Genomic DNA, 25,603 nt, shown 5'->3' with positions numbered 1-25,603 from the left:
AATTCCGGATAAAAAAAGAGAGACGAACCGGCTATGCGGCATCCGGCGCCTTCGGGGCTCTGAGCAAGGCAAACGCGATGACGAGGCCGATAATTGCAAGGGCGAAGACGAACGGAAAGACCCCGAGATAGGATCCTGTCGAATTCTTGATGAACCCGGCCAGCTGTGGCCCGGCAATGGCGCCGGCACCGTAAGCGAGGAAGACCACACCGTAACACCGCGGGTAATCGGACGTACCGAAGTAACAGCCGGTACTTGCCGGTGCAATAGCGAGCCACCCGCCAAGGCAGCCCCAGAGTATGACAAAAGCGATGATGTACATCGTCTCGCCGGGGAACTGCCACAGGAGGAGTGAAACGCCTGCTATCAGGATGAAGGAGAGTATCGCTGCATTCCTCGGGCTGAACCTGTCGGTTATTGCCCCAAAGACCGGGCGTCCGAACCCGTTGAAGACCGCGAAGATCCCGACAAGTATGACTGCCAGCCCCGCTTCGATCCCGATGTCGGTCCCAACAGGCTTTGCAATGGAGATCGCCATCAGGCCGGCAAGACAACCAATGAAGTAGCAGAGCCAGAGACCGATAAAGGAAGAGGACTTCAGCATCTGGTCACGCCGGAACTCGCAGGTACTCGACTGGCCAGGGGCTGGCGCTGGAGCCGTCCACCCCCGGGGAGTCCACCCGGCTTTGGGGAACCTCAGGGGCAGGGCCAGCAGGATGGTCAGGACGACAAATGCAATCCCAAAGAAACGGAACGTTGTCATGACCCCGTACGAGCCGATCAGCCAGCTGGCTATGTTTGCCGTGAAAAAGGCCGAGAACCCGAAACCGAGCACCGTCAGGCCGACGGCAAGGCCTCTCCGGTCCGGGAACCAGCGGGCTGAAACCGCAACCGGCACCCCGTATGCGATCCCGACACCAATACCCCCAATCACGCCATAGACCACGTAGAGCATCGGGACCGATGTGGCAAAGGAGGCCAGAAGCCAGCCAAGCCCCGTCAGGACACCGCCGACGATAGTCACGGTGCGGGGACCGTATTGTTCAATGTATTTTCCGGTAAATGGCATGGCAATGGCAAAGAATGCCAGGAATACCGAGAAGGGCAACAGGACCTCGCTTGCCGTTACCGTTTGTCCCATCTCTTTGGTGAAATAATCCGTAAGGGGTGCGACAAACACGCTCCATGAATAGATCGTTCCCAGGCAGAGATTGATGACGAGACCGAGGAAGACCAGTATCCAGCGCCCCGTCTCGGGTTCCATTCCCATGATTGTTTCCCTGGTGTTTTCACTCATGACAGTTCCTCCTGTAAACTCAAAAGATGACCTTTTCACCCATCTTTAAAAAAGGGGAATTACTCCTCCAGCGTCGAGATGTCTCCCGGATCCATCCCCATCTCCTTGGCCTTGAGGACCCGGCGCATGATCTTGCCGCTCCGGGTCTTGGGCAGTTTGTCCACGAAGTCAATTTCGTGGGGCATGGCGATCGGCCCGAGCGTTGTCCGGACATGGTGCAGGAGGTCCTGCTTGAGCCGGTCGCTCGGCAGGTTCCCCACGCGGAGGATGACGAACGCCTTGATCGAGTTCCCCTTTACGACATCGGGTTTTCCGATGACCGCAGCCTCGGCAACGGCATGGTGGGAGACGAGCGCGCTCTCCACTTCGGCGGTGCCGATGTTGTGGCCGGCAACGATGATGATGTCATCGGACCTCCCGAGGATCATGATGTATCCGTCCTTACCTTTTACCGCAAGGTCGCCGACCGTGTAAACTCCCGGGATCGTCTCCCAGTACTTGCGGTACCGTTCGTCGTCTTTGTATACCGTGCGCAGCATGGACGGCCACGGCGATTTGATGACCAGGAGCCCACCGGTACCGGGTTTAACGGAGGTTCCGTCTTTGTCTACGACATCAGCTTCGATGCCCGGGATGGGTTTCCCGGCAAATCCCGGGTGCATGGTCTCACCGATCATCGTTGTTATCATGTGCATGCCCGTCTCGGTCTGCCACCACGTGTCCAGGATGGGTGTCTTCGATTTGCCGATGACCCGGTAATACCACTCGAACGCCTCGGGGTTCAGGGGCTCTCCGACAGAGCCGATGATGCGCAGCGAGCTCAGGTCATACTTGTCCGGCCAGGACTCCCCCATCTTCATGAACATACGGATGGCTGTTGGCGCCGTGTAAAAGATGGTGATCTTTTGCTCCTCGATCAGGTTCCAGAAACTCCCCGCATCCGGGTAGTCCGGTGTCAGCTCGGTGATGAACACGGTTGCGCCGACGGCAAGGGGGCCGTACACGATATAACTGTGACCGGTGATCCAGCCGGGATCTGCCGTGCACCAGTAGGTGTCGTTGTCCTTGATGTCGAAGATGTACTTGCTCGTGTAGTACGTGCCGACCATATACCCGCCGCAGGTGTGGACGATGCCCTTGGGTTTCCCGGTCGAACCGCTCGTGTACAGGATGAAGAACGGGTCCTCGGCATCCATCACCTCGGGAGGGCAGACATCGGGCATCCCGTTCATCATCTCGTAGAAGTCCAGTTCTTTCTCATGAAGGTCAACCGGGGGCTCACGTCGCCGGAGAACGATGACATTTTCAACCGTTGGGGCGTTGATGATGGCCTCGTCCACGATCGCCTTGAGCTGAATTGCCTTGCCGCGACGGATCGTGATGTCTGCCGTGATGACAACCTTTGCATCGGCATCCTTGATACGCATGTTGAGCGCCGCAGCACCGAACCCTCCGAACACAACGCTGTGGACTGCGCCGATCCGGGCGCAGGCAAGCATGGCAATGACCTGTTCAGGGACAAGCGGCATGTAGATGCAGACAGTGTCGCCCTTCTTAACGCCGATCTTTTTTAAGGCATTGGCAAAACGTGCAACCTGCGAGAGGAGTTTTTGATAGGTGAATATCCGCTCCCTGCCCTCTTCGCCTTTCCAGATCAGGGCGACCTTGTTGCGCCTGCTGTTATTGACATGGCGGTCAAGACAGTTTGCCGATACATTCAGCCGGGCACCGGTGAACCACTTCGCATAGGGGTAGTTCCACTCCTTAACCTTGTTCCACGGCTTAATCCAGTCAAGCTCCTTTGCCATCTTCTCCCAGAACGCATCAGGGTCTGCCAGAAACTCGTTGTACACTTTCTGGTAATCTCCCATCCATGCATTTTTCCTGTACTGTGGGTCGGGAGTGTACGATTTCACATCCTCGACAAGCCTGACATCGAAATCTTCTGTCATGTCCCACCTATTCTACATTATTAATCATGACTAACATCCTATTTATAACTTGTCGAATGCCTCTTCGACGGTGAGCGTAACACATTCCGGTTGCGAAAAAAGCCAAAAAAGCCTCCCGGGGCGGAGATACGAAGGGTTATCTGGTCGGATTTTTCAATATACAATTGATGCTGAAAAAATTCAAGGGATGCGTGCTGGGCGCGGCAATCGGCGATGCGCTTGGCATGCCCAACGAAAGTGCATCCCCCAACTTAAACAAGATGAAGTACGGGTACCGCCGCCCGTACAAGGGCCACCCCAACGAAGGGTTGAACGCGGGGCAGTACACCGATGATACGCAGCTGATGATCCTTGTCGGGACACTTCTTGCAGACAGGAAATATACCGAGGACCGGTACGCCCATGCCCTCCGGGAGCTCTATATCCGGGGAGCCCTCCGGTTCCCGGACGGGTCCCTCTCTGCTGCGTGCGAACGGATGGCAAAGGAGAACGCCCCGCAGAAAGGCGTCAAGTCCACAACCTCAGGATGCCTTGCGGCGGGTGTTCCCTTTGTCCTCGGTTTCCCGGACATGAACGAGGCCTGCGAGCGGGCGGTCCGTGCCTGCAACATTACCCACTCCCATCCGGCAGCCCATGCCGCAATCTCTACGTTCGTCACCCTCCTCTACCATGCCCTCAACGAATCGCCAAACCCCGTGGAGCGCGCTGTCCAGAAAGCGCTGGCTGAAGATGAGATCCTGGGCGGAAAGATCCGGAATGCCCTCAACCTGGAACGGGAAGGGATGGAGACAGAGACTGCACTCCTGAAGATCGGAAACGATGTCTCGGTGTACCAGACCCTTCCCATCGCGTTCTTCCTCATCAGCCGGTATACCCACCCCCCGGACCTCCTGACAGTCTCCGCAAATACCGGGGGCAATACCGATACCATCGCTCTCATCTGCGGGGCTTATCTCGGTGCTGCAAAAGGCATGGATATATTGCCCGAAGACCTTGTCAGGGGGCTCGAGGACCGCGATCGGATCGAGCTCCTCGGGCAGCGGCTCTATAACCTTTATACGCAGAAAAAAGCCTGACACGACCTGCGCACATCTTTTTTAGCGACCCCGGGACCGGTTTTTAACAAGCCTTAAGTTTTGCCGTTCGGATAGTACTGGCATGAAAGTTGCGATTGTCGGGGCATCCGGGTATGCCGGAGGGGAGCTGGTCCGGCTCCTCCTCCACCATTCTGCCGCGGAAGTCACCTGCGTCACGTCACGCAAACTGGCAGGAACACCTCTTGACCAGATCCATCCCCAGCTGAAAGGGTTCACCGATCTGAAGTTCACGAATCCCGAGACCGATGCCATCGATGCCGATGTGGCATTCCTCGCCGTTCCGCATACGGTGGCAATGACCTATGCCGGCAAACTTCTCTCCCGCGGCATAAAAGTCGTTGACCTGAGCGCAGACTATCGCCTGCCCAAAGAAGTCTTCGAGAAGGTGTACGGTGTCCCCCACACCGACTTCTTCAAGGCCCCGTATGGGATCCCCGAGATCCACCGGAAGGACTGCCTCAACGCGAAGTTCGTCTCGAATCCCGGCTGTTTCCCGACCGGTGCAACGCTTGCCGCAGCGCCCTTGGCACAGCTCGCCCACACGGTCATCTTCGATTCCAAGACCGGCGTGAGCGGGGCGGGCGACAACCCTTCGGCCACAACGCATTACCCCAACGTGGGCGACAACGTCGGGCCCTACAAATGGACGAGCCACCGGCACCTTGCCGAGATGAAGCAGGAGCTTGCGTTCCTCGGGTCGAAGGCAAACGTGTACTTCACCCCCCATCTTGTCCCGGTAAACCGTGGCATCCTTACCACAGCCCATATCCTCTTAAATGAGCCCCTGGAGCAGAAAGAAGTGGAGAAACTCTATCGCGACTTTTACAAAAACGAGTACTTCGTCCGCTACCAGAAACCCATCCTTGCAGCAGTCCGCGGCAGCAACTTCTGCGATGTGATGGTGGAGAGCGAGGGAACGCGTGTCGTTGCCATCTCCGCAATCGACAACCTGGTCAAGGGTGCCAGCGGCCAGGCAATCCAGAACATGAACCTGATGTGCGGCTACAAGGAGAATGACGGCCTGACCGGGGCCGGGCTGCTCCCGTAAGGAGGGTCAAGAGATGTCATACCAGAGTATCTGTGCAGTCCCCGGGGTCAATGCCTGGGGCATGAAGGAAGGAAAGTACGGCCTTGCGCTCATTGAAGCGGAAGGGACAGCGGCGGGGGTGTTCACTGAGAACCTGGTGAAGGCGGCTCCGATCCAGCTGATGAGGAAACAGATCAAGGCCGGGAAACTGGAGGCGGTCGTTGTCAACAGCGGGTGCGCCAATGCCTACACGGGGAAACGCGGCTACGCGGATGCCGTGACCATAACGGAGTACGCCGGGGATGTCCTTGGGAAAAAACCATCGCGGATCGGCGTCGCAAGTACCGGTGTCATCGGGAGGTATCTCGACCTTCCCCTGATCCGGCACCAGTGCGAGGAAGTTGCCCCGAAGATCAACCATACCGAGGAAGCGGAGATTATGGCGGCCCGGGCAATCATGACGACCGATACCTTCCCCAAGCACGCCCTTGTGGAGCGGGACGGCTTTTCGGTTGGCGGGATCTGCAAGGGGAGCGGGATGATCGCACCGAACATGGGGACCATGCTCGCCTTCCTCTACACCGATGCGAAGGTCGATGCAGAACAGCTCAGGAGCGCCCTGAAACAGGCAACCCGGCGGTCATTCAACCGCGTTGTTGTCGATGGCGACACGAGCACCAACGATATCGCGCTCTGTACGGCTACCGGCGAGGCAGGTAAGGTAAACGCAAAGGAGTTCTCGGGAGCGCTCGAAGAGTGCTGCCGGATACTGGCCGAACAGATCGCCCGCGATGGCGAAGGCGCCTCCAAGCTGCTCCAGATCACCGTGACCGGGGCAAAGAAAGAGGACGATGCCGAGAAGGTTGCCCGCACGGTCATCGAGTCGCCGCTCGTCAAGACGGCGGTTTACGGTGAAGATCCCAACTGGGGCCGCGTGGTGGCCGCAGCTGGTCGGGCCGGTGTGAAGTTCGATCCGGACGCGGTCTCGCTCTGGATCAGTGATGGCGGTAAAATGCAGCATCCGCTGGTGAAATCCGGCGAGATCATCGCGGACCTCGCTGCCGCGAAGAAAGCGATGGGTGGCAAAAAAGTTGTCTTCACTCTCGACCTTGCAGCAGGAAAAGCGGAGGCAACGGCGTGGGGTTGCGACCTGACCGAGAAGTACGTAGAGATCAACGGGAAGTACACAACATGAAGCGCGAAGATGTCCTCATGGAAGCACTGCCCTACATCCAGCAGTTCCACAACAAGACGATCGTCATCAAGCTTGGCGGCCATGCCATGGTCGACCCCGTGGTGCTGGAGAACGCGATCCGTGACGCGGTCCTCCTCCATTACGTGGGCATCCGGGTTGTCCTCGTCCACGGCGGCGGGCCGGAGATCAGCGAGAAGATGAAACAGATGGGCAAGGAATCTGTCTTTGTCGGGGGCCTGCGGGTGACCGATACCGAGACGCTGGAGATCGCCCAGATGGTGCTCGTCGGCAAGATCAATGCCAACATCGTGTCGCTGATCGCCAAGTGCGGCGCACGCGGTGTCGGGCTCTCGGGCAGCGATGGGAACCTCATCCTTGCCAGGAAAATGGAGCTCCAGAAGGTGAATGTCGGCGGCGTCCAGAAAGAGGTTGACCTCGGCCATGTCGGTGAGATTGAACAGATCGATCCGGCGCTCCTGAATACACTCCTCGACACCGGGTATATCCCGGTGATTGCCCCGATCGCCATTGACCGGCAGGGCGGCAACCTGAACATCAACGCCGATACCGCGGCGGGGGACATCGCGATTGCCCTGAAGGCTTTCAAGCTCATCAACATGACGGATGTTGATGGTGTTATGGACAAGGGCAGAACGAAGGTCTATCGGAAACTCACCGTCCGCGAAGCAATCGATCTCCAGAAGTCCGGTGCCATCGGCGAGGGGATGATCCCGAAGGTCCAGTCGGTGATGAAAGCAGTGGAGAACGGTGTCGGCTATGCCCACATCATCAACGGGAACACCGAGCACAACCTCGTCCTCGAGCTCTTCACGCACGATGGCGTTGGGACAATGATCTCCCTCTCCTGATTTTTTTAAAGAGGCATTATTACCGATCAGATGAAACATTCCCTAAGGGATTCCAGACATGGATAAGATCATAAAAATCGTCATCGCCGTCCTTGCAGTTGTTATTATTGCCAGTGCGGCATTGCTCTTTTCCGGCATGATGTCAGTCCCGGATAGCGACAGCGGCATCCGGGCCACGGACACGATATACTTTTTCTATGGTGAAGAATGTGCACACTGCCATAACGTGATGCCGTTTGTCCAGGATATGAGCAGGAAATACCCGGACGCCAATATCCGGATCCTTGAGGTATGGCATAACCAGACCAACCATGCCCTGTACCAGAAGGCAAACATCGCCGCAGGGGTAAAGTATGCCTCTGTCCCTCAGGTCATTATCGGCAAAATCGTCCTCACGGGGGAACTGGAGATCCCAGAGAGATTTGAGGGGCTCATCCAGGAATATCTCAAAAAAAAAACCTAAATAATCCCTCTTCGCCGGGTAATGGTGCCGGTTCCGGCACCCCCCACTCTTTTTCTGGCGGCACGATACGGGCAATCTATTTCTTTGGCGAGGAATGCCCACATTGCGAAAATGTGAAGCCTGTTCTTGCAACCCTCCGGCAGAAATACCCGGAGCTCGATGTCGAGGAACTGGAGATCTGGCACAACCAGACCAACCAGCAAACGTTTGCGGCAATGAGCCGGCAGTACGGGCTGAAGAACGCGGGGATCCCGCTCGTCCTGATCGGCGACACGGTGCTTGCGGGCGATGGCCAGATTATCGCGCATCTTGAAGAACGTGTCCTTCTTGAGAAGGAGCGGCTGCACTCAGGGGATACCACCCCCGATACGATGGCCCCGGGAATGGTCAGTACGGGGCCCGCCGTACTGACGCCCCAGATGGTGGTTGTCCCGGCGCTTGTCGACAGCCTCAATCCCTGCGCCCTCTCGGTCCTGGTCTTCCTCCTCATCTCGATTGCCGCAGCCGCAAACCGTCGGCGTATCTTTCTCATCGGCGGCTCATACATCGCAGCAGTCTTCCTCTTCCACCTTTTCATGGGCATCGGGATCTTCTCGTTTGTCACCCTCACAGGGCTCTCGAAAGCGTTCGCGCTCATCGGCGCAGCGGTCGCAGTCATCCTCGGGCTGATAACCCTTTCCGATGTTATCCGGAACAAAGAGACATTCTTCCTCTCCGTCTCCGAGTCCGGAAAGGGGGTCATGTCGCAGTACATCCGGATTGCATCGATCCCTGCGGCCTTCGTGCTCGGAGTCCTTGCCGGGCTGCTGGGGTTCTCCTGCACGGGAGGGATTTACATCAGCATCCTTGCCCTGATGAGCCGGAGCCTGACCTTCACTGCGGGACTGCCCTACCTCCTCCTCTACAACATCATCTTCGTCCTGCCTCTCGTCCTTATCACGCTTCTTGCCGCGTACGGCATGTCACCGGAGAAAGCGGACAGCTGGAGGGTTGAGCACAAGCGGGCGCTCCGGCTCGTGATCGGTCTTGTCCTGGTGGCTCTCGGTGTCGTGGTCTTCTTTGGGTGGTTCGGGTAATCTCCTTGCCTTTTTTATGACAGACGCCCCGGTTACGCGGACGATTGGCGGGGGGAGTGAGGGAGCATGACCCGCTACCTGATCGATATCCGCCTGATGGGCCCCGTTAAGCAGCAGGTAAGCGATCTGAGCAACCGCCTCAAAGAGAGGTTCCGGCTCGAAAACTACCTGGTCGTCCCGCACATCACGCTGGCCGGCCCCTTCTCCACGGACAATGAAGAGCGGCTTTTGGCGGATTTCACCCGGATCTGTTCGGGCATCCGGAAGATCCCAAAATACGAGGTCGGGGGATACGGTGTCTTTGACGATACACGGGTGGTTTATGTTACAATCACCCCCGATGAGACGCTAAAGCAGTTCCGGTATGCTCTCTCGCAAGCCCTCTCACCGTACTGCTCGCTGCGCGATTATGATCTCGAACCTGCCGAAGAGTTCCGGTTCCACGCAACGCTGGCCATGAAGCTTGACTGGCTTACCTACCAGCGGGTCAGGTGGTATGTAAAGAAACAGGAGGCGGTCACCTTCCGGCACCACCCGATCCGGGCGACCCTGCTCCGTAACTCACGGATCCTCTGCGAGTATGATTTCCTCCAGGAGCGGATGCTGACCCGGGCCCAGGCATTGAGTAAGGCCACGAGGAAGCGTGACCTCGATATCCTGAAGGCGTGGGCTGACGGCGACAGGGAATAACCTGATGGTTATCCTGAAAAAAGTGGGTCTGACAGGTATCAATTGTCAAACAACGGCGAGAGTTCAATTCTCTGCCAGTCTCGGTCCATGGCGTTCACCCATAGTGTCCGCGTCTTCGGGATGAAGACAACCTGGTGGTTGGACGAGTACTTGCTGCCAAAGAGGAGCGAGTGGCAGAACTTTGCCCCGCCATTCTCCAGACATACGTCACGAATCCGCATCATTTTGGCTGCGTCGATCGAGCCCTTTGCCTCATTGGACAAAAGGAGGAGGTTGTTGTAGCGGGAGAACGAATGCTCTGGAGGCGCAGGCAGGCTCCAGGACGGATCAATGAAGTGATTGGCCGCTGCAACGATCCCGTCGCCAGTCCTCTGCAGGGTCCGGTTAGTCATCTTCTCGTATACGTACGCACCGTCCGGCCCGGCAATATCCACGATCCATCCGACATCAGGGCCAGTCCCCCGGATACCTGCGTCTAATGCCTTCAGGTCAGAATAATCGAACATGAACCGGTAGAATTCCGTAATGAACTCCGGGCGTGGTTCCGGTGCGTCATCGATAATGCCGGCATTATCATCGGCAATGAAAAGCCCCCTGCTGTTCATGAAGGTCTCGGGCCGCATACCTGCGGGGCTCCAGGTTGCGACAGCATTACTGCCATCCGTGGGGCGGTACACTGTCAGGACATACCATTTCGTGAATGGCATAACCGCGTCGTCCAGGTCCCAGTTGCGGGAGGCAATGACAGATCCGTCCGCGGTGTAGTTTCCCCATACCGCAAGGTAGGAGCACGACACCGGGACCGGAGGTTTTGCCATGAGTTGGAAGATCGCCCCGTAATAGAGAACAGCAATATCCTCTTCGGTCAGCCCCGAGGTCTCAGACATCCCGGTAAAGATCTCCCTGACACGCTGCGGGTAGAATGCCGTGATATTCCGCCCTTCTGCGCGTGCCATTTCCTGCGTGTATCCTCGCGCTGAGAGTGTACCGATAAGGTAAGCATACTCTTCGTTCAGCTCAGGTCTCATCAGTGCACCGTACTGCCGGCCCATCTCCCGGTAGCTGCCGGTGAGGACAATGACCGGGTAGTCCCCGGCCTGGAACCGCTGGCCGCTTTCAGACGAGGCAACATACACGAGATCCGGTGTGCCCATGTACGGAGTGGATGACAGCTCGGGCAGAGAGAGTGCAGAAGCAGTGCCGGCAAGGAGGCAAAGGACGAAGAAAAGGACAGGGACTTTCATACACGTTCTGGTAATCCGGTTCTACATAATGCCTTTGATCTGCAGCTGGTATGCATCGGCAGGTACGTACGATAACAGGCAAGCTGGTACCTTAAGGTGAATGAGACAGAAAAAAGATGAAATGCGTGCTTCAGGGGAAACTGACCACGACGTCATTCTCCATAAGCCGGTTCTGCTGGGGGATTGGTGTGTTGAAGAACGTACTTGCTATGTTGTCCTCATCGAATTTCCCGGTCACGGTGAACGAGCGGTAGACGATCGGGTAGCCCTCGCCGCCCAGAACTGCCGGGTTGTCCGTTATGACTTGGAAGTGGAGGTGCGGGGCGTCGGAGTTTCCGGTATTGCCCATCAGGCCGATGACCTGGCCCTCCGTAACAGTGTCGCCTACCATCACCCGTACCGACCCGTTGACCATATGGCCATAGCACGCGTATTTCCTGTTCCCGAGGTCGATGATAACACCATTGCCGAGTGCGGTGTCGAACGACGGGGCCGGCTTTTGCGTGGTGATCTCGATGTCCGGGATACCGTCCCTAGTATAGACGACGGTTCCATCGCCGACCGCATAGAGCTCCTTTCCGAACCCGTAATAGTTCCTTGTGATCGTCATATCACCGGAGAACGCCTTCCCGGTGGCCGGGTCAAGGTAGATGTAGTCCTGAGCGTATCGCTGGGGGACCCGGGTGACGTTGAACATCGTGATCTGACTGGTGAAATGGTGGACCACGGGCGACGTCGTCTCCATGATCGCCCAGCCGGGACCTTTGACAGGAGATCCGACAACCACGGGCTGGAGGTCTTTACGTATTGTAACGTCACCACCGGTAACAGTCAGTGGGGAGAGGCCGTCGGCAGTCCTGTTGAAGGTGATACCGTGCGTGAGCCGGTCCGGTACGGAACCGGGTGCCACCCTGAACCAGATGGAGATCCGGGGTTTGAGGATCTTTTGTGTGCCGTTCTGCATATCAGCTGCAGTTGGCAGCGGGCTGGTAGCGGGGTGTGAGGTCCGGGCAAGTACCGAAGAGTTCGGTGTATACAGGACCTTGCTGGTGGCTGCGTCGAGGACCTCGACCTTTTCCGGCACAAAGGACATATTCTCCATACCGGAAAACTCGAGTTCGTAGGCGATGTTGATGCCGTTCATGCTCTCGACCGGAATGGGCCCGAACGGGACGGCCATGCTGACCGGGGGAGTTGATGCGGCCGTGGCCGCTGTGGCCGGCGGTTGTCCTGATGATGCCTGCCGGGACTGTGTGCACCCTGCAGCAAGGAGGAATGCGATGACGATAACGATGAAGAGGAACGTGCTCTTGCGGGGCATGATAAACCACCGGATCATTAAATTAAATAATGATAAAATAATCGGTTTATCTCAGCAAAAAATCGCAATTATCGACAGGGACAGCTTTTTCTCAACGAAAAAGACACAAAATCATTTCATATAATTTATGGCAGATTGCGGAAAAGGTACAATCTGATGCCATGTCTCCTGACCTGCACCGCCGGCACCTGACCGGCATGTCCATGGGGCTCCTGCTCGTCCTGTTCATTGCTGCGGCGGGGTGCTCCGGAACAGCAAACCCGGCAACAACCAGTCCGTCCGGATTTGAGGAGGATCTTGCCGCAATCACGTCTGCCCCCCAGTACACGCACGTGAGCTGGGGGCTCATTGTTGTCGACCCGTCGACCGGCCAGACACTGTACGCGAAGAATGCCGACAGGATGTTTATCCCGGCTTCGACAACGAAACTCTTCTCGTCGGCCGCCGTGCTCGAAGCCCTTGGCCCGGACTACCGGATCAAAACTCCGGTCTATGCCGTGGGGAAGGCTGACACGAACGGGAACCTTGACGGGAACCTCGTTCTCGTTGCAAGTGGCGACCCGACCATGGGCGGGCGTACGCTCCCTGACGGGACCATCGAGTTCACAGACAGCGATCACAGCGAGTCAAGAGCGCTCCTGACAAAGACTGACCCCGTATCCGGCCTCAACGACCTTGCCCGGCAGGTAAAAGCTGCCGGCATCACGAAAGTATCCGATGTGGTCATCGATGACCGCCTGTTTGCGAATTACCAGGGGGATGTCATGGCGCTCCTCTCCCCGATTGTCATCAACGAGAACATCGTTGATCTCAGCATTACACCGGGTGCGCCAGGAACTGCACCGAACGTTGTCATGCGGCCGCAGACATCCCTGTATACATTTGATAACCAGGCAACCACCGGGCCGGCCGGATCAACGACCCTGCTCGATGCGGGAGAAGTGCCCGCAGGCACCATCGTGCTCGTCGGGACGATCCCCGCCGATGCCGGTACGGTCAATAAGTCGGTATCCATACTGAACCCTGCCGCATTCGCCCGCACGCTCTTCATCGAGGCATTACAACGGCAGGGTGTTGCTGTTGCCGCACCGGTGACCGGTGACAACCCGGCAACAAAGCTTCCGGCAGCAGGAAGTTACAGCAGTGCAAAGAAAGTGGCAGAACTCACCTCCCCGCCCCTTTCCGAGGACGTGAAGCTGACACTCAAGGTTTCACAGAACATGCATGCCAACTACTACGTCATGCTGCTGGCCCTTGCCGACAACAAGACCACTTATTATGACGGGATGCGGAAAGAAGGCAGGGTCCTCCGGTCCTTGGGCCTCGATACGACTGCCCTGTCGCTTGGCGACGGCGCCGGAGGAGATCGCGTGGACTTTGTCTCACCGTCTGCTGTGGCACAGCTGCTGACCCTGATGAGCAAGCGGCCGTATGCCGACCAGTATATCAGGGCCCAGCCGATCCTCGGCGTCGATGGCTCGACTGTCCACCACTGTGCACCCGGCAACCCGGCCTGCGGACGCGTATACGCGAAGACAGGTACCTACAGCTACCCGGACCCCCTGAATGAAGGCCGGAACATCCTGATATCAAAAGGTCTTGCCGGTTATGTTGATACTAAAAGCGGGAAGCGGCTTGTCTTTGCTGAGTACGTCAACAACGTACCGATCTCGGATACAGTCAACGGAACATCGGTAGGGATCGATCTCGGGAGCATTGCCGGGCTGATCTACCGGTATTACTAATCATCATCTCTTTTTTGGTAAATGAAAAAGTCCTGCCCGACCTCCGGGAGGTCACGGCAGGTTGCCGTCCCCGGAGCACTCCCTCTGGCGCTCCTCGCTCATGGTAATGAGGATCTCGAAGATCTTCTGGACAGCGACCGGGTCGATCTTGCTCTCGACCGCCCTGTCAAAGACTGATACGAGGACCTTTTGTGACTGTCTTCCATCATGGATGGCGATCCCTTCGCGTATCTTGATGGCCGCAACGCGTTTCGCCAGCTCCTGCCGTTTCGCGATGAGTGCGATGATATCCCGGTCCACCTTCGCGATCTCGTTACGGACATGATCGAGGGACATACCATGTACTCTTCTTCTCTTTTGCATAAACGTAATGCTTACGAAGCGGGACGCCAAAGAACGTACGGGACAAAAACCATGAGTCCCGGTGTCACCATGCTCGAACGTATCAGCCGGCGCGAAGAAGCGGATCTTTTTATTGCCTGGATAGCCATTGCAGTATCATTCACCATCATCAACATCACCCCGTACGGCCTGATGGGTTCTTTCAATCCCATCAGCCCGCTCACAGCCCTGATTTATTTCGGGATCTCGCTTTTGACGGTCGGGATCGGCTTCATCTTCCACGAGATGGCGCATAAGTTCGTCGCGATCCGGTTCGGCTACTGGGCAGAGTTCGTCAAAGACAACACCATGCTCCTTGTCGCAGTCATCATGGCGGCGCTGGCAGGCTTTGTGTTTGCGGCACCCGGTGCAACGGTCATCTACTCACGTGACGGGCGGCCCCTGACAAAGAGAGTGGACGGGATCATCTCCGCTGCCGGGCCTGTCATGAACCTCATCCTCTGCGTTGTCTTTGCAGCACTCTTCTTCCTTGCCGGGGGAAAGGCGAGTCTCGCAGGCGGCAACCTCCTTGCCATGCTTGGTATTGCCGGGGTGCAGATCAATGCAATGATTGCCGCGTTCAACCTCCTGCCCATCAGTATCCTTGACGGGAGAAAGGTGTTTGCGTGGAACATTCCCATCTTCTTCGTGCTCATTATCGCGGCATTCGGCACGCTCGTTGCAGCGTACTACCATCTCTGGATGCTGATCTGAGCCTCCCTCATTCTGTTTTCATATCCTTCAGCAGGATAGCGACCTTCTTCCCCCTGTCGAATGCCTCTTTCAGGGCCGACGGATGGTTTTTGATTCCCTTGTATTCGTCCATGTTGTTGGCCACGATATTGTCATAATAGTCGAATCCCGCATCGTGGAAGAGAGCTGTCAGGGAAGGGTATGCCCCGTCAAAGACATGGTCCCAGTTCTGCCCCGCTGTCGAGATGAAGATCCCCTTGTGCCGGGCCAGGTGCTCCGGTGAGAACTCCAGCGTTTTCGTCACGAACCGCCGCGCCCAGAGGTATTGCCCCCGGTCGATGAATCCCTTGAGCTGGGCAGTGATCCCCATGCTGTAGATCGGCGATGCCACCGCCACGATATCGGAGGCCATCATCTTCTCGAAGAGCGGGACGGCATCGTCTTTCACGATGCAGTTGCCGTCCTTGTGGCAGGCATTGCATCCCCGGCAGGCCGAGTAATCGAGGTCCTTTAAGACAACCTTCTCCACTGCTGCACCCGCAGCTTTTGCCCCGTCCAGGAAACTGTCGAGCAGTGTCTCGGTGTTTCCGTGCCGGCGCGGGCTCCCCGATATCCCGAGAACAGTGACGGTCATGGTATCCTTATGCAGCGAGCCGTTTTTTGATCTCGGTGAGCATGGCTTTCCCGAGCTTCTCGGCATCGGCTTTCGCTGTCCGGTGTTTCTCGATTGCGCCCGTCTCGTCCACGTTATTGATCATGAGGTAGCTGATGTCTGCGTCTTTTATGTCGATGACATGGTAGAAGCACTTGACAGACGGAATAGCAGCATCGAAGACATGCGGCCAGTCCTGGCCGGCAGTGGAAAGGAAAGTCCCGAGGCGTTTCCCTTTCCGTTCGGGCGGAACAACGGGGAGTTTGAGCACGTACTTCCGGGACCGGAAGACCTGCATCCGGTCGATGAGTGCCTTGGGCAGGGAAGCGATCCCCATGCAGAAGATCGGCGAAGAGAGGAGAATGATATCCGCGTCAACGATTTTATCGTGGTAGATATCCATCCCGTCGCGCTGGACGCACTTATTCAGTTTCTCGCAGGCATTGCACCCCCGGCAGATGTTGATGTTCGCCTCGGTAAGCGGGACTTTCTCTACTGCTACCTCCGGGTCCATTGCCATCGGGGCAAGCACCCAGTCGAGCAGCGTCTCCGAGTTCCCGTGCCGGCGCGGGCTCCCGGCAAAGGCAAGGACCTTGATTGTCATTACTGTGTTCTAGGTCATCCGTGTTCAAAAACAATTGGATAAGCTCAAGCGTTGGGCCACTATCCGCTCAGGCCTTATACCTCTCGTTAAAGTGCGCATTCCGGAACCGGATCAGCTCGTCGGTGAACTCGCCCAGGTACTCGTCCATCGAGAGGCTACCCTCCTCGAAGACACAGTCCCCCTCCTCAATGACTTTGTTGATCATGTCGCGGGTAGGGAGGATGAGGTCGATCTTCACACCGGACTTTTCTGATCCCCGGATGAGCGCCTCGCGAAAGAGCCCGATGCAGTACGCGATCCGGTATTTGTAGGTGTCTCGCGTCTTGTCCAGGTATCCTGCCACCCGGTCGGTCTCGATCCTGAGAAAATCCTCGAGAATTTTTGGATCTTTACATTTCCCGAGCATGTACTTGTAGTGGGCGTACGGGTACATCTCCTCGAGCTCCTGAGGGACGATGCCGCAGGTGCCGAAGATGACGATATGGTATTGCGGCTCGGAGAATACCTGCGAGATGACCATCCGGATCAGCTGGTGGCTCGGGCTTTGACTGTACGGTTTCCGGACTGCACACGGCATGAAGATGGCGATATCCTTTGGGGCTACAGCGTACTCGTCAATGATATAGCGGTATGACTGTTCGAATTCCGGGAGATAGAAGGGGGGATCGGTGAGGATCGGCTTCTTTTCGCCATTCCCAAAACCAGGGATATCATCCGCCATCGTGTTCCATACGAGATCGTCACGGGAGCAGATGAAACCCGCGATCAAAAGCCCGGTTTCAAAAAAGAATATAAACAAAAGAAGCGGGAGAGCTTAGTCCGGCTCTCGTTACTTCTTCATCACTTCGTCAAGCTGGGCCTTGCCGTACACGTAGGCGGGCATGCCCGAGAGGAGGAACGTGACGCGAAGTGCTTCCTCGATCTCTCTCTTGGTCACGCCGAGGTTTGCGGCGCCGGCCAGCTGGGCGCGAACCGCGTGCTGGTCCCGGAGGGCCGCAGCGATGGCGATGGCAATCAGCTTCTTGGTCTTCTTCGAGATCGCCCCGTCCTCCCAGATGTGCTCCTCAAACCGCATCACCATCTTGAACATCTCGGGCTCGTTCGTGGTCAGTTCCTTGAAGAACTTCGGCACCTTGCCAATTTTCGTCTCAAGCTTCTTCAGTCCCCTTCCCGCAGCTGCTTTCACCGCCGGCTTTTTTACCGGGGCTTTTCTGACAGTTTTTTTCTTCACTACCATTGTTTACTCCTCCAAAACCATGGGTTCGCCGCAGCAGATCAGTTCTCCGCCGCCTGCCTCTTTCACCACAACAACGTTACCGCAGATCTCGCACTTGAAGACCTGTCCTTCCTTTGAAACATTTACCATGCTGTCTCCATGATCCTGTCTGGTCCTGGTACGCATCTTCGTGCCGGCGATTCCCGGCAGGGCACCAGCGTTCACACGGTCGGTGCGAAAAGAAAAATGTGCGATTAAATGTTGCTCTTTCCCCGCTTGGGCGGGTTCTTGACATCATCCGCGGATTTGATGTCCGGGCGGATGTGCGTCATCGGGAAGCACTGGTACTCTTCGCAGGCACAGGCCGGGCACTTCCGGAGGTCCTGCTCGCTCTTGTCGAGCGTCAGCTCTTTTCCGCAGTCGATGCAGACATATTTGCCAGGGCCTACTTTCTGGCCGGCATTGTAGGTTTTCTGTTCGGTCAAAAGGACCACCAACCTTCACTCTGGCGGAATGATATATATGAGTTGTGTTGATGCCAGTCCCGGTCGGAGGTTTCCGACGGGGCTTCAGGGAATTTTTGCAAAACTATATGTCCTCTTTTCCTCCAGTTGTAGTATGGCCGGCCGGATCATCGGGTTCCTCGGGAGCCCGCTTCCTGAAGGAAACACAGCCCGGCTGCTCGACCGGGCGCTAAAAGGGGCAGAAGACGCAGGCTGCAGCGTCGAGAAGATCAGCCTTGCAACCCTCTGTTTTGAGGACTGTCAGGAGATGTTTTTCTGCAAGGATCACGAGACCTGCACCATGGACGACGACATGCAGGAGCTCTACCCGAAGATCCGGGATGCGGACGGCATCATCATCGCAACGCCGATCATGTGTATGGGCATTCCCGGCAAGCTCAAGTCCTTCATGGACCGCTGCCAGGTCTTCTACATGGCCAAGTATCTCCGTAAAGAATCGCTCATTCCCGCGGAGAAACGGGCGACCCGGCGTGTGCTCTTCATCTGCATATCCGGCATGAAGATCCCGGAGACATTTGTCGGTGCCCGGCTCACGGCCAAAGCGTTCTGTGACATCATCGACTCCAGGTACGCAGACGAGCTTCTCATCAACGACATGGACACCCTCGTCGATGTTACCCGCCACCCGGAACTCCTGGATGCCGCCTACCAGAAGGGCCAGGCGCTCGGAAACGCGCTCAATCCCTGAAGGGCAGCTCCCATTTTTCCTGTAGCTTATCGTCTCACACGAGCCCGCGTTCCCGCATGCTCAGGTGCCCGGTCTTTGTGACAATAAGGTGGTCGATGAGCTGGATGCCCACAAGCGCTCCCGCCTCCTTCAGCTGGGCCGTGATGGCGATGTCCTGCGAGCTTGGCTCAAGGGATCCCGAGGGGTGGTTGTGGACGCAGATGATCGAGGCTGCCCGGTCCAGGATCGCATCGGCAAAGACTTCGCGCGGGTGGACAAGGCTGTGGTTTAAGAGCCCGATGGTGATGATGCGGTTTCCCAGAACCTCCCCCGCCCCGTTGAGCGTGATACAGCAGAAGTGCTCCTGCCGCTTGTCCCGCAGGTGGGCGACGAGGGGGAGGATGTCATCCGGCCGTGTCACTCGGGCAGTATCATGGTCCTTTGAATAGTACCGCCTCCCGATCTCAAAGCAGGCCAGGATCTGCGAGGCTTTTGTCGGGCCGATCCCCTCGATGGCACAGATCTCCTCGTACCGCATCGGCTCCCTATCTTTCAGCAGGCCGCAGATGTCCCGGGCTATCTCCCTGACATCCCGCTGCCGCGTTCCCCTCCCGAGGATCGCCTCCACGAGTTCTGCGTCCGTGAGGGCAACGGCCCCCTTACGGGCAATCTTCTCCCGGGGACGATCAAGCGCCGGAATATCTTTCATCTTCCTTATACCATCAGCCCCCTGCCCGCCCGGATCATGGACATGGCTTTAAGGTTGCATTTTATACATCTTAAATTATCTCACCTGAAAATATCTCTTTCGGGGCCCCCTGCCTCATAAATAATCTTTAAATGAACCCGTCTCCATATCATCCCCTATGGCAACCATCGACAATGTAAAGGAAGCGTATGCCGGCGAATCGCAGGCCAACCGCAAGTACAAAGCCTTCTCCGACAAGGCCGCCGAGGAGGGGTTCAAGGGTGTAGCCACGCTCTTTTTCGCAGCCTCCGAGGCCGAGGCCATCCACGCAAAGAAGCTGTTAAAGGTCATGTCCGCTGTCGGCACAACGGCAGCTAACCTTGAAGGTGCAATCGGGGGGGAGACCCATGAGTACGAGTCCATGTACCCCGGGTTCATCAAAGAAGCCGAGGCCGAGAAGAAGACTGATGCGGTCCTGGCGTTCACGCACGCGATGAAGGCCGAGCAGGTCCATGCAGCGCTCTACAAGAAGGCGCTTGACGCCATCAAAGCAGGCCATGACATCGGGCGGGAGAAGGTATTCCTCTGCCCTGTCTGCGGAAACATAGAACTGGGTAAAGTCCCCGATAAGTGCCCGATCTGCGGGGTCTTTGGCAAGCAGTTTAAGGAAATCACGCTGTAAGGGTCTTAATCCTCTTTTTTCCCGGTCTCCTCAGGTGTGTTGCAGGGGTCTTCTTTTTCCATGGCTGCTTTCCGTGCAACCTTTCTCCGGTGCAGCCAGACAACGACAACCAGCACGGCGATCAGGGTTGCCCAGGAGGCAGAATAGATCACGATCCCGGTATTTGCAAGGATATTTTTCGGGATGACTTGGACGGGATGGGGTGGGGCAGCACGGCACTCGAATGTCACCTCGACACTGGCCGGGAAGCGGTACTTGCCGTCATAATACCGGATTGTGACCATAGCATTCCCTGACGGTATCACACCGTCTACCGGTGCATTGTTGGTGCCGGGGAAGGCAATCGACCGGTCAACGCGCTGGTTCCCGTCAGCGATCTCGACATACCAGGCATCGGGGTACGACGAGGAATAGAGATCGCGGGCTTTGACAACCAGCACCGAGCCCGGCGGCACGGAAACCGACCAGGTCCCGTTCTCTGCGATGTCGGAAAAAAGGAGTGTCCTCTTCGCAGACTGCCCTTCGGCAAGCACGAGCGACCCGGAACTGGAGAGGCAGGAGGGGAGGGCGAAGGTCTCGTTCTCCACAACACGCGGGATCTTTCCCGGCTCGGCAGAGCAGCGGAACCGGTCTTCCATAACCTCAGAGTAGGTCAGCGCCGTGTCATAGATCCTCACATCATCGAGCCCACCCTTCAGGAAACGCGGGCAGGCGGTGTCAGGCGTTTCTCCCTCTCCGGCATCCGCTCCGAGGAGAACGGAATTCTGGTACTCATAGTGGAGGGGCCCGGAGGCATTGGCCCGGTTCCGGAGAGACCCGTCCAGGTAGATCTTCGCGGATGTGCCGTCATAGGTGCCGGTGACATGATGCCACTGCCGGAGCGCAATTCCTTCGTGAAGGACCGGGACGGAGACAGCTCCTGAGCGTTCGGTAGTAATGGTCCACCATAGGTCGTTCCCGTCACCGAATCCCAGCCAGTAGCCCCCGTTCTGGTAACTGGAGACAAGGGTCTGGGGGTTGTAGGAGTCTACGTAGAACCATGTCGAGACCGTGATGTTTTGCCGCGGATGGTTTCGCTCCGTGTACGGGATGCTGACGTACTCTCCCGTGCCATTGAAGAGGAGCGCTCCCCAGCACATCCCGGACCGGGTTCGCTCGGCCCCCATGATAATGCCGGGGTTGTAATGGCCCGAGGCATCGAGAGCCGTCATCCCTCCCTCCTCGTTGAAGTTGAGGTATATCGCCGGATCGGGCGTGGGGGAGGGTTCCGCCCCTGTCACGGGGATGCAGAGAGCGAGGAGCAGTACAAGAAAGAAAAGGGCGTATCTCCTCATCCCCGGAACGGAACAGGCGGTGTCCATGGATGTATCCAAAGGTGTATTGGGACTTGTCCAAAAAGAAGGTTGCGATAAGGACGACCGCCACCCGCCTCATGCTGCCGGCAATATGTTTATATCATTCCGGAACCCTTTCCGGCTTAATGACCAGAGTCACCGTCTATTCTACCCAGAACTGCCCCTACTGCCGGATGGCCAAGGCGTTCCTTGACAAGAATGGCGTCCCCTACGAGAGCATCGATGTGGGTGCCGATGCTGAAAAGGCACAAAAAATGATCGAGATCTCCGGCCAGCGGGGCGTCCCGGTCATTGTTGTGGACAGCGAAGTGATCGTCGGGTTCGATGCCGAGCGCCTGACGGAACTCTTTGGGAAGGAAAAGGCCCCGGACAAGTATGACGTCCTGATTGTCGGGGCCGGCCCGGCCGGCCTCACGGCGGGAGTCTATTGTGCAAGGAAGATGCTCAATACCCTGATTATCAGCGAGAACATCGGCGGGCAGGCGCTGGAGTCGTGGGCGATCGAGAACTACATGGGCTACCGGATGATCACGGGGGAAGACCTGATGAAGAAGTTCGAAGAGCAGGTCCGTACATTCAACATACGGCTGCAACTGGACAGGGTTACCTCGGTTACACGCAACCAGCAGGATTTCACCGTAACGACAGCCACGGGCAAGACCATCCGGGCCAGGGCACTTATCCTCACGCAGGGCAAGCGGCCGCGGAAGCTTGATGTTCTCGGGGAGGAGCGTTTCATCGGGCGCGGGATCTCGATCTGTTCAACCTGCGACGGACCCCTCTATAAAGGAAAAAAAATCGCGGTCGTTGGCGGCGGGAACTCTGCAGTCCAGACCGCAATCGAGATGAGCCGGATTGCATTGTCAGTCAATCTCATTGTGCGCAGCAGCATCAGGGCGGACCCGATCTACCTGGAACGGCTGAAAACCATTGGCAGCATCGCAGTTCACGAGCACACGTATGTCACCGCTCTTCACGGAGACCCGTTCCTGACCGGTGTCACGATCCGCGACGCGAATGGTGTGGAGCGTCAGATCAGTCTTGACGGCATTTTTGTCGAGATTGGCTGGATCCCCAATACTGATATCCTGGACGGTTTTGTGAACCTGAACGATCGCGGGGAGGTCATTGTCGATATCAACGGCTGCACAAGCCAGCCCGGCGTCTTTGCCGCAGGCGATGTCACCAATGAAAAGAGCAAACAGATCATCATCGCATCCGGGGATGGGGCAAAAGCAGCGCTCGAGGCATACGAGTACCTGATGGCGCAGTGAGACCGGTATCCGGACCCGGATTGCCGGATCGGTGAGGATTCACGGAATAGCCGGAAGAGATCGATTGTCTTTTCCGGCAGCCATCCGGAATGACTCCTTTGGGATGTTCATCTCGAATCGTGCCCCTTTCCCCGGCTCACCGGTCTCCTGTATCGTTATACCGGTGATGTCAAGGACCTCGCGGGAGAGGAACAGCCCAAAGCCGTTGTTCTTTCCGAACCCTTTGCGGAAGAGTTTCTTTCTCATCTCGGGTGCAATGCCTGTACCATCGTCTTCGCAGACGATCGTGCTGTCACCGTTACGTGATGCAAGCGAAAACCGGATGGTGGTGACCGACCCCCCGTGGCGCACGGCATTGTCAACAAGATTGAAGAAAACTTTTGCGATAAGCGGATCGGCATAGATTTCCGCCCCGGCCGGAATATCGTTCCCGACCGTGGCAGTCATTTGGGAAACGCCCTTTTTTGCATCGTCTACCAGGGATCTGAGGTCCGTCCAGACGGGGCTTGTTATTCCCACCTGCTGGTAGTCCTTCGTGAACTGGATCATGCTTGAGATCTGCCTGCTCACCTTCCTGAGTCGGGCAATCTCCTGCTCGCAGCCGGCAGGGCTCTTCTTATCAATGAGGCTGATGTACCCGTCCAGGGTCATGAGCTGGTTTTTGATATCGTGCCGGGTGATACTCGAGAGGAGGTGGAGCTTCTTGTTTGCCTGCTGAAGCGCTTCTTCGGTTTTCATGCGCTCTGAGACGTCCTCTACGGTTGAGATAACATGGGGTGTGCTGCCCATCATGATGATCCGCGAGGAGAACCGGCAGATACGAACCTCGCCATTCTTTGTCCGGCAGGGCAGGTCCATTCCGCTGACCTGGTGCTTTGTACGGAGTTCCGTGACCAGCCGGGGTATGTCATCCGGGCTGACAAAAAGCCCCAGCTCCCTTGGGGTTTTTCCGATCACTTCCTCCCGCAGGTACCCGGTGCTGCTCAGGAACGCCTCATTGACATCGGCAAACATCCCGCCATCCGCTGATGTGAGGGTGAGGGGAACGGGATTGTTCTGAAAGACCGTGACAAATTTTTTTTCAGACTCGCGGAGTACTTCTTCCGCCTCCTTCCGGCTTGTAACATCCCGGAAGGAGACAAGCATTGCGGGGATTTTCCCGAAAGTAATTTTCCTCCCGATACATTCGGCCCAAATCACCCTTCCTTTCTCGGTGACGAGCTGATAGGTGACAAGATAAGCATCCCGGCCTCCCATCACCTGGGCAAAGTCACGGAGCACCTCAGGCCGGAAGGCGGGAGCGATAAACTCCAGAATGTTCATCTTGCCGATGAGGGAAGGGTAATCGGCAGCCTCGACAATGCGGCCGGCAGCTGCGTTTGAGAAAAGCAGGATCCCGGAAAAGTCCGTGATCACAATACCGTCAAGCGAACTCTCGACCAGCACCCGGAACTTTTCCTCGCTCTCCCTGAGTGCTTGTTCCTGGTGAGAGAGTGTCTCATAATTCTGCCGCAGCTCCTCCTCGGTGGCGCTCAGCTGCTCGTAATTCTGCCGGAGTTCTTCTTCTGTCTGGGCAATCTGCTCGTACGCGTTATGGAGTTCCGTATTACTCTGGAGCAGTTCCACTTCTGCTTTTTTCCGCTCGGTTATGTCGGTCCCCATCGCAATGGTGGCAACCGGGGTGATCCCGTCTTCTGCATAGATGTTTGCCGAGTTCCAGAGCACCGTCCGGGTCGCGCCATGGATTGTCTTGACCGGGATCTCGACGCCTTCCCATTTCTCGCCGAACAGCGCCCGGCAGACGAGGTCGAGGGAACTTTTGCGCGACTCATCGGGGAACAGGACATCGAAGTCACGCCCCAGCACGTTCGATTCGGCAAAGCCGGTCAGCTTCTCAAACGCCTTGTTGAACCCGGTGATGCGCGAATTGACATCCCAAATCACGATTGGGTTTGCCGCATACGAGGTGAGGTTGGAGAGATAGGTGTTGGTCTCCGCAAGCTGCTTCTCCCGGCCCCGGAGCGCCAGCTCTTTTTTACTGATAGCCTCGTAATTCTGCCGGAGTTCCTCTTCGGCAACGGTCAGTCTCTCATATGCCTCTTTCAGGTTATCCGTTGCTTGTTTCCGCTCGGTATTATCGAGGAAAGTTTCCAGCAGGCACTCCCGGCCGTGGAGGTTGAACGGGACCACGTACTTGATGATATCCCGCTTCCCGCCATCTGCCGTCAGGATGATGCGCTCGGAGTTATCCACTTCCAGGTGCAGGTCCGTGATCGGGCACCGGCCCTGTTCTGCCGGGCAGATGAACTCGTGGCAGACCCTGCCAAGGATCTGGTCCTTTGCCCTCCCCATCATCTTTTCGGCCGCAGGGTTCAGGTCGAGGATTTCGTGGGTTTTTGCATCGATGATGAGGATCCCCCCCTGGACAGAGGCATAGATCCGCTCGAGATAATCCCGGTTTTCGGCAAGGGACTGTTCTGCCTGCTTTGTCCGGACAGCCTGCCGGATTTTGTGGGCAAGCTCGGCAAACTGCGCCTCAGGATCTCCACCTTTCTGAAGATAGAAATCGGCGCCGTTGTTGAGGGCCTGGATTACAACCTCTTCACGGCCTCGTCCGGTGAAGAGGATGAAGGGGACAATAGGGAACCGCTCGCGGACAGCCTGCAAGAACCGGATCCCATCCAGTTCATCCATCTGGTAATCCGAGATAATCGCGTCGAAATGCTCCTTGTGGAGGAGATCCAAGGCTGCCTTCGGCGAGACAATGGTCGTGACCGAAAATTCCCCGCTCTCCTCAAGAAAGAGTTTTCCCACCTCAAGCAGGTCGCTCTCGTCATCAACATAGAGGACGCGAATGCTGTCCGGCATCAGTAATCCATTTCTTCTGCGCA

26 protein-coding genes are annotated in these 25,603 nt (G+C 56.9%); 12 read left to right on the top strand and 14 right to left on the bottom strand.

Features of this window, described 5'->3' with window-relative positions; genetic code table 11:
* Positions 1-31 precede the first annotated feature (31 nt).
* Together METFOR_RS00440 and acs are read right to left on the bottom strand one after the other, a co-directional pair.
* Positions 32-1,297: an L-lactate MFS transporter gene (locus tag METFOR_RS00440; protein WP_015284137.1), complete on the bottom strand. Its 1,266-nt coding sequence runs from the start codon at positions 1,295-1,297 to the stop codon at positions 32-34.
* A gap of 59 nt (positions 1,298-1,356) precedes the next feature.
* Positions 1,357-3,249, bottom strand: coding sequence for an acetate--CoA ligase (acs, locus tag METFOR_RS00435; RefSeq protein ID WP_015284136.1), 1,893 nt, complete (start codon positions 3,247-3,249; stop codon positions 1,357-1,359).
* Between the two features lie 167 nt (positions 3,250-3,416).
* Between acs and METFOR_RS00430 the strand changes: the two genes are divergently transcribed.
* The 7 genes from METFOR_RS00430 to METFOR_RS00400 all read left to right on the top strand — a co-directional run bounded on the left by METFOR_RS00430 (position 3,417) and on the right by METFOR_RS00400 (position 9,666).
* Positions 3,417-4,325 (top strand): ADP-ribosylglycohydrolase family protein, encoded by a 909-nt coding sequence (locus METFOR_RS00430; protein WP_015284135.1) that lies wholly within the window; start codon positions 3,417-3,419, stop codon positions 4,323-4,325.
* A gap of 82 nt (positions 4,326-4,407) precedes the next feature.
* Positions 4,408-5,394, top strand: a complete 987-nt coding sequence (gene argC / locus METFOR_RS00425; protein ID WP_015284134.1) for an N-acetyl-gamma-glutamyl-phosphate reductase — start codon at positions 4,408-4,410, stop codon at positions 5,392-5,394.
* A gap of 13 nt (positions 5,395-5,407) precedes the next feature.
* A complete protein-coding gene (argJ, locus tag METFOR_RS00420) occupies positions 5,408-6,568 on the top strand; it encodes a bifunctional glutamate N-acetyltransferase/amino-acid acetyltransferase ArgJ (protein WP_015284133.1) in 1,161 nt (386 codons plus the stop codon).
* Positions 6,565-7,437 (top strand): acetylglutamate kinase, encoded by an 873-nt coding sequence (gene argB / locus METFOR_RS00415; protein ID WP_015284132.1) that lies wholly within the window; start codon positions 6,565-6,567, stop codon positions 7,435-7,437. The genes argJ and argB overlap by 4 nt, the downstream gene beginning before the upstream one ends.
* Positions 7,438-7,495: 58 nt before the next feature.
* Complete coding sequence (locus METFOR_RS00410) at positions 7,496-7,900, top strand: hypothetical protein (RefSeq protein WP_015284131.1); 405 nt, start codon at positions 7,496-7,498, stop codon at positions 7,898-7,900.
* A gap of 113 nt (positions 7,901-8,013) precedes the next feature.
* Positions 8,014-8,976, top strand: a complete 963-nt coding sequence (locus METFOR_RS00405; RefSeq protein WP_015284130.1) for a cytochrome c biogenesis CcdA family protein — start codon at positions 8,014-8,016, stop codon at positions 8,974-8,976.
* Positions 8,977-9,042: 66 nt separating this feature from the next.
* Positions 9,043-9,666: a 2'-5' RNA ligase family protein gene (locus METFOR_RS00400; RefSeq protein WP_015284129.1), complete on the top strand. Its 624-nt coding sequence runs from the start codon at positions 9,043-9,045 to the stop codon at positions 9,664-9,666.
* A gap of 38 nt (positions 9,667-9,704) precedes the next feature.
* Here the strand turns inward: METFOR_RS00400 and METFOR_RS00395 are convergent, their stop codons facing one another.
* The gene (locus METFOR_RS00395) at positions 9,705-10,910 is read right to left on the bottom strand and encodes a C45 family autoproteolytic acyltransferase/hydolase (protein ID WP_015284128.1); all 1,206 of its coding nucleotides are present in this window, start codon (positions 10,908-10,910) and stop codon (positions 9,705-9,707) included.
* Between the two features lie 130 nt (positions 10,911-11,040).
* Positions 11,041-12,231 (bottom strand): M23 family metallopeptidase, encoded by a 1,191-nt coding sequence (locus METFOR_RS16110; protein ID WP_015284127.1) that lies wholly within the window; start codon positions 12,229-12,231, stop codon positions 11,041-11,043.
* Between the two features lie 161 nt (positions 12,232-12,392).
* On the opposite strand from METFOR_RS16110, the gene dacB reads away from it, so the two are divergent.
* Positions 12,393-13,976, top strand: a complete 1,584-nt coding sequence (gene dacB, locus METFOR_RS00385) for a D-alanyl-D-alanine carboxypeptidase/D-alanyl-D-alanine endopeptidase (RefSeq protein WP_015284126.1) — start codon at positions 12,393-12,395, stop codon at positions 13,974-13,976.
* A 51-nt stretch (positions 13,977-14,027) separates the two neighbouring features.
* Here the strand turns inward: dacB and METFOR_RS00380 are convergent, their stop codons facing one another.
* Positions 14,028-14,312 carry a chorismate mutase gene (locus METFOR_RS00380; RefSeq protein ID WP_015284125.1) on the bottom strand — a complete coding sequence of 95 codons (285 nt, stop codon included), beginning with the start codon at positions 14,310-14,312 and terminating at the stop codon, positions 14,028-14,030.
* A 78-nt stretch (positions 14,313-14,390) separates the two neighbouring features.
* Between METFOR_RS00380 and METFOR_RS00375 the strand changes: the two genes are divergently transcribed.
* On the top strand, positions 14,391-15,071 hold the full coding sequence (locus METFOR_RS00375; protein WP_015284124.1) for a zinc metalloprotease: 681 nt from the start codon (positions 14,391-14,393) through the stop codon (positions 15,069-15,071).
* A gap of 7 nt (positions 15,072-15,078) precedes the next feature.
* On the opposite strand, the gene METFOR_RS00370 is transcribed toward METFOR_RS00375, so the two are convergent.
* From METFOR_RS00370 to METFOR_RS00345, 6 genes are all read right to left on the bottom strand, one after another.
* Positions 15,079-15,684: a flavodoxin family protein gene (locus tag METFOR_RS00370; RefSeq protein WP_015284123.1), complete on the bottom strand. Its 606-nt coding sequence runs from the start codon at positions 15,682-15,684 to the stop codon at positions 15,079-15,081.
* A 7-nt stretch (positions 15,685-15,691) separates the two neighbouring features.
* On the bottom strand, positions 15,692-16,306 hold the full coding sequence (locus METFOR_RS00365) for a flavodoxin family protein (protein ID WP_015284122.1): 615 nt from the start codon (positions 16,304-16,306) through the stop codon (positions 15,692-15,694).
* Positions 16,307-16,373: 67 nt separating this feature from the next.
* On the bottom strand, positions 16,374-17,027 hold the full coding sequence (locus tag METFOR_RS00360; RefSeq protein ID WP_015284121.1) for a DUF5591 domain-containing protein: 654 nt from the start codon (positions 17,025-17,027) through the stop codon (positions 16,374-16,376).
* A gap of 108 nt (positions 17,028-17,135) precedes the next feature.
* Positions 17,136-17,543, bottom strand: coding sequence for a carboxymuconolactone decarboxylase family protein (locus METFOR_RS00355; RefSeq protein WP_015284120.1), 408 nt, complete (start codon positions 17,541-17,543; stop codon positions 17,136-17,138).
* A gap of 3 nt (positions 17,544-17,546) precedes the next feature.
* Positions 17,547-17,672, bottom strand: coding sequence for a desulfoferrodoxin FeS4 iron-binding domain-containing protein (locus tag METFOR_RS00350; protein ID WP_015284119.1), 126 nt, complete (start codon positions 17,670-17,672; stop codon positions 17,547-17,549).
* Between the two features lie 104 nt (positions 17,673-17,776).
* Positions 17,777-18,016 carry a zinc ribbon-containing protein gene (locus tag METFOR_RS00345; RefSeq protein WP_015284118.1) on the bottom strand — a complete coding sequence of 80 codons (240 nt, stop codon included), beginning with the start codon at positions 18,014-18,016 and terminating at the stop codon, positions 17,777-17,779.
* Between the two features lie 124 nt (positions 18,017-18,140).
* On the opposite strand from METFOR_RS00345, the gene METFOR_RS00340 reads away from it, so the two are divergent.
* Positions 18,141-18,734 carry a flavodoxin family protein gene (locus METFOR_RS00340; RefSeq protein ID WP_015284117.1) on the top strand — a complete coding sequence of 198 codons (594 nt, stop codon included), beginning with the start codon at positions 18,141-18,143 and terminating at the stop codon, positions 18,732-18,734.
* A 34-nt stretch (positions 18,735-18,768) separates the two neighbouring features.
* Here METFOR_RS00340 and radC read toward each other — a convergent pair whose 3' ends face one another.
* Complete coding sequence (gene radC, locus METFOR_RS00335; protein WP_015284116.1) at positions 18,769-19,422, bottom strand: RadC family protein; 654 nt, start codon at positions 19,420-19,422, stop codon at positions 18,769-18,771.
* 157 nt (positions 19,423-19,579) lie between these two features.
* Here radC and METFOR_RS00330 point away from each other — a divergent pair, with 157 nt between their 5' ends.
* Complete coding sequence (locus tag METFOR_RS00330) at positions 19,580-20,083, top strand: rubrerythrin family protein (RefSeq protein WP_015284115.1); 504 nt, start codon at positions 19,580-19,582, stop codon at positions 20,081-20,083.
* Positions 20,084-20,088: 5 nt separating this feature from the next.
* On the opposite strand, the gene METFOR_RS00325 is transcribed toward METFOR_RS00330, so the two are convergent.
* Positions 20,089-21,363 carry a LamG domain-containing protein gene (locus tag METFOR_RS00325; protein ID WP_158491333.1) on the bottom strand — a complete coding sequence of 425 codons (1,275 nt, stop codon included), beginning with the start codon at positions 21,361-21,363 and terminating at the stop codon, positions 20,089-20,091.
* Between the two features lie 200 nt (positions 21,364-21,563).
* On the opposite strand from METFOR_RS00325, the gene METFOR_RS00320 reads away from it, so the two are divergent.
* On the top strand, positions 21,564-22,712 hold the full coding sequence (locus tag METFOR_RS00320; protein ID WP_052310726.1) for a Uxx-star family glutaredoxin-like (seleno)protein: 1,149 nt from the start codon (positions 21,564-21,566) through the stop codon (positions 22,710-22,712).
* A 39-nt stretch (positions 22,713-22,751) separates the two neighbouring features.
* Here the strand turns inward: METFOR_RS00320 and METFOR_RS14280 are convergent, their stop codons facing one another.
* Positions 22,752-25,580, bottom strand: a complete 2,829-nt coding sequence (locus tag METFOR_RS14280) for a PAS domain S-box protein (RefSeq protein ID WP_015284112.1) — start codon at positions 25,578-25,580, stop codon at positions 22,752-22,754.
* Between the last annotated feature and the right edge of the window lie 23 nt (positions 25,581-25,603).

The sequence above is a fragment of the Methanoregula formicica SMSP genome (assembly GCF_000327485.1).
Classification (GTDB): Archaea; Halobacteriota; Methanomicrobia; order Methanomicrobiales; family Methanospirillaceae; genus Methanoregula; species Methanoregula formicica.
This window is presented reverse-complemented; position numbering and strand designations above follow the sequence as displayed.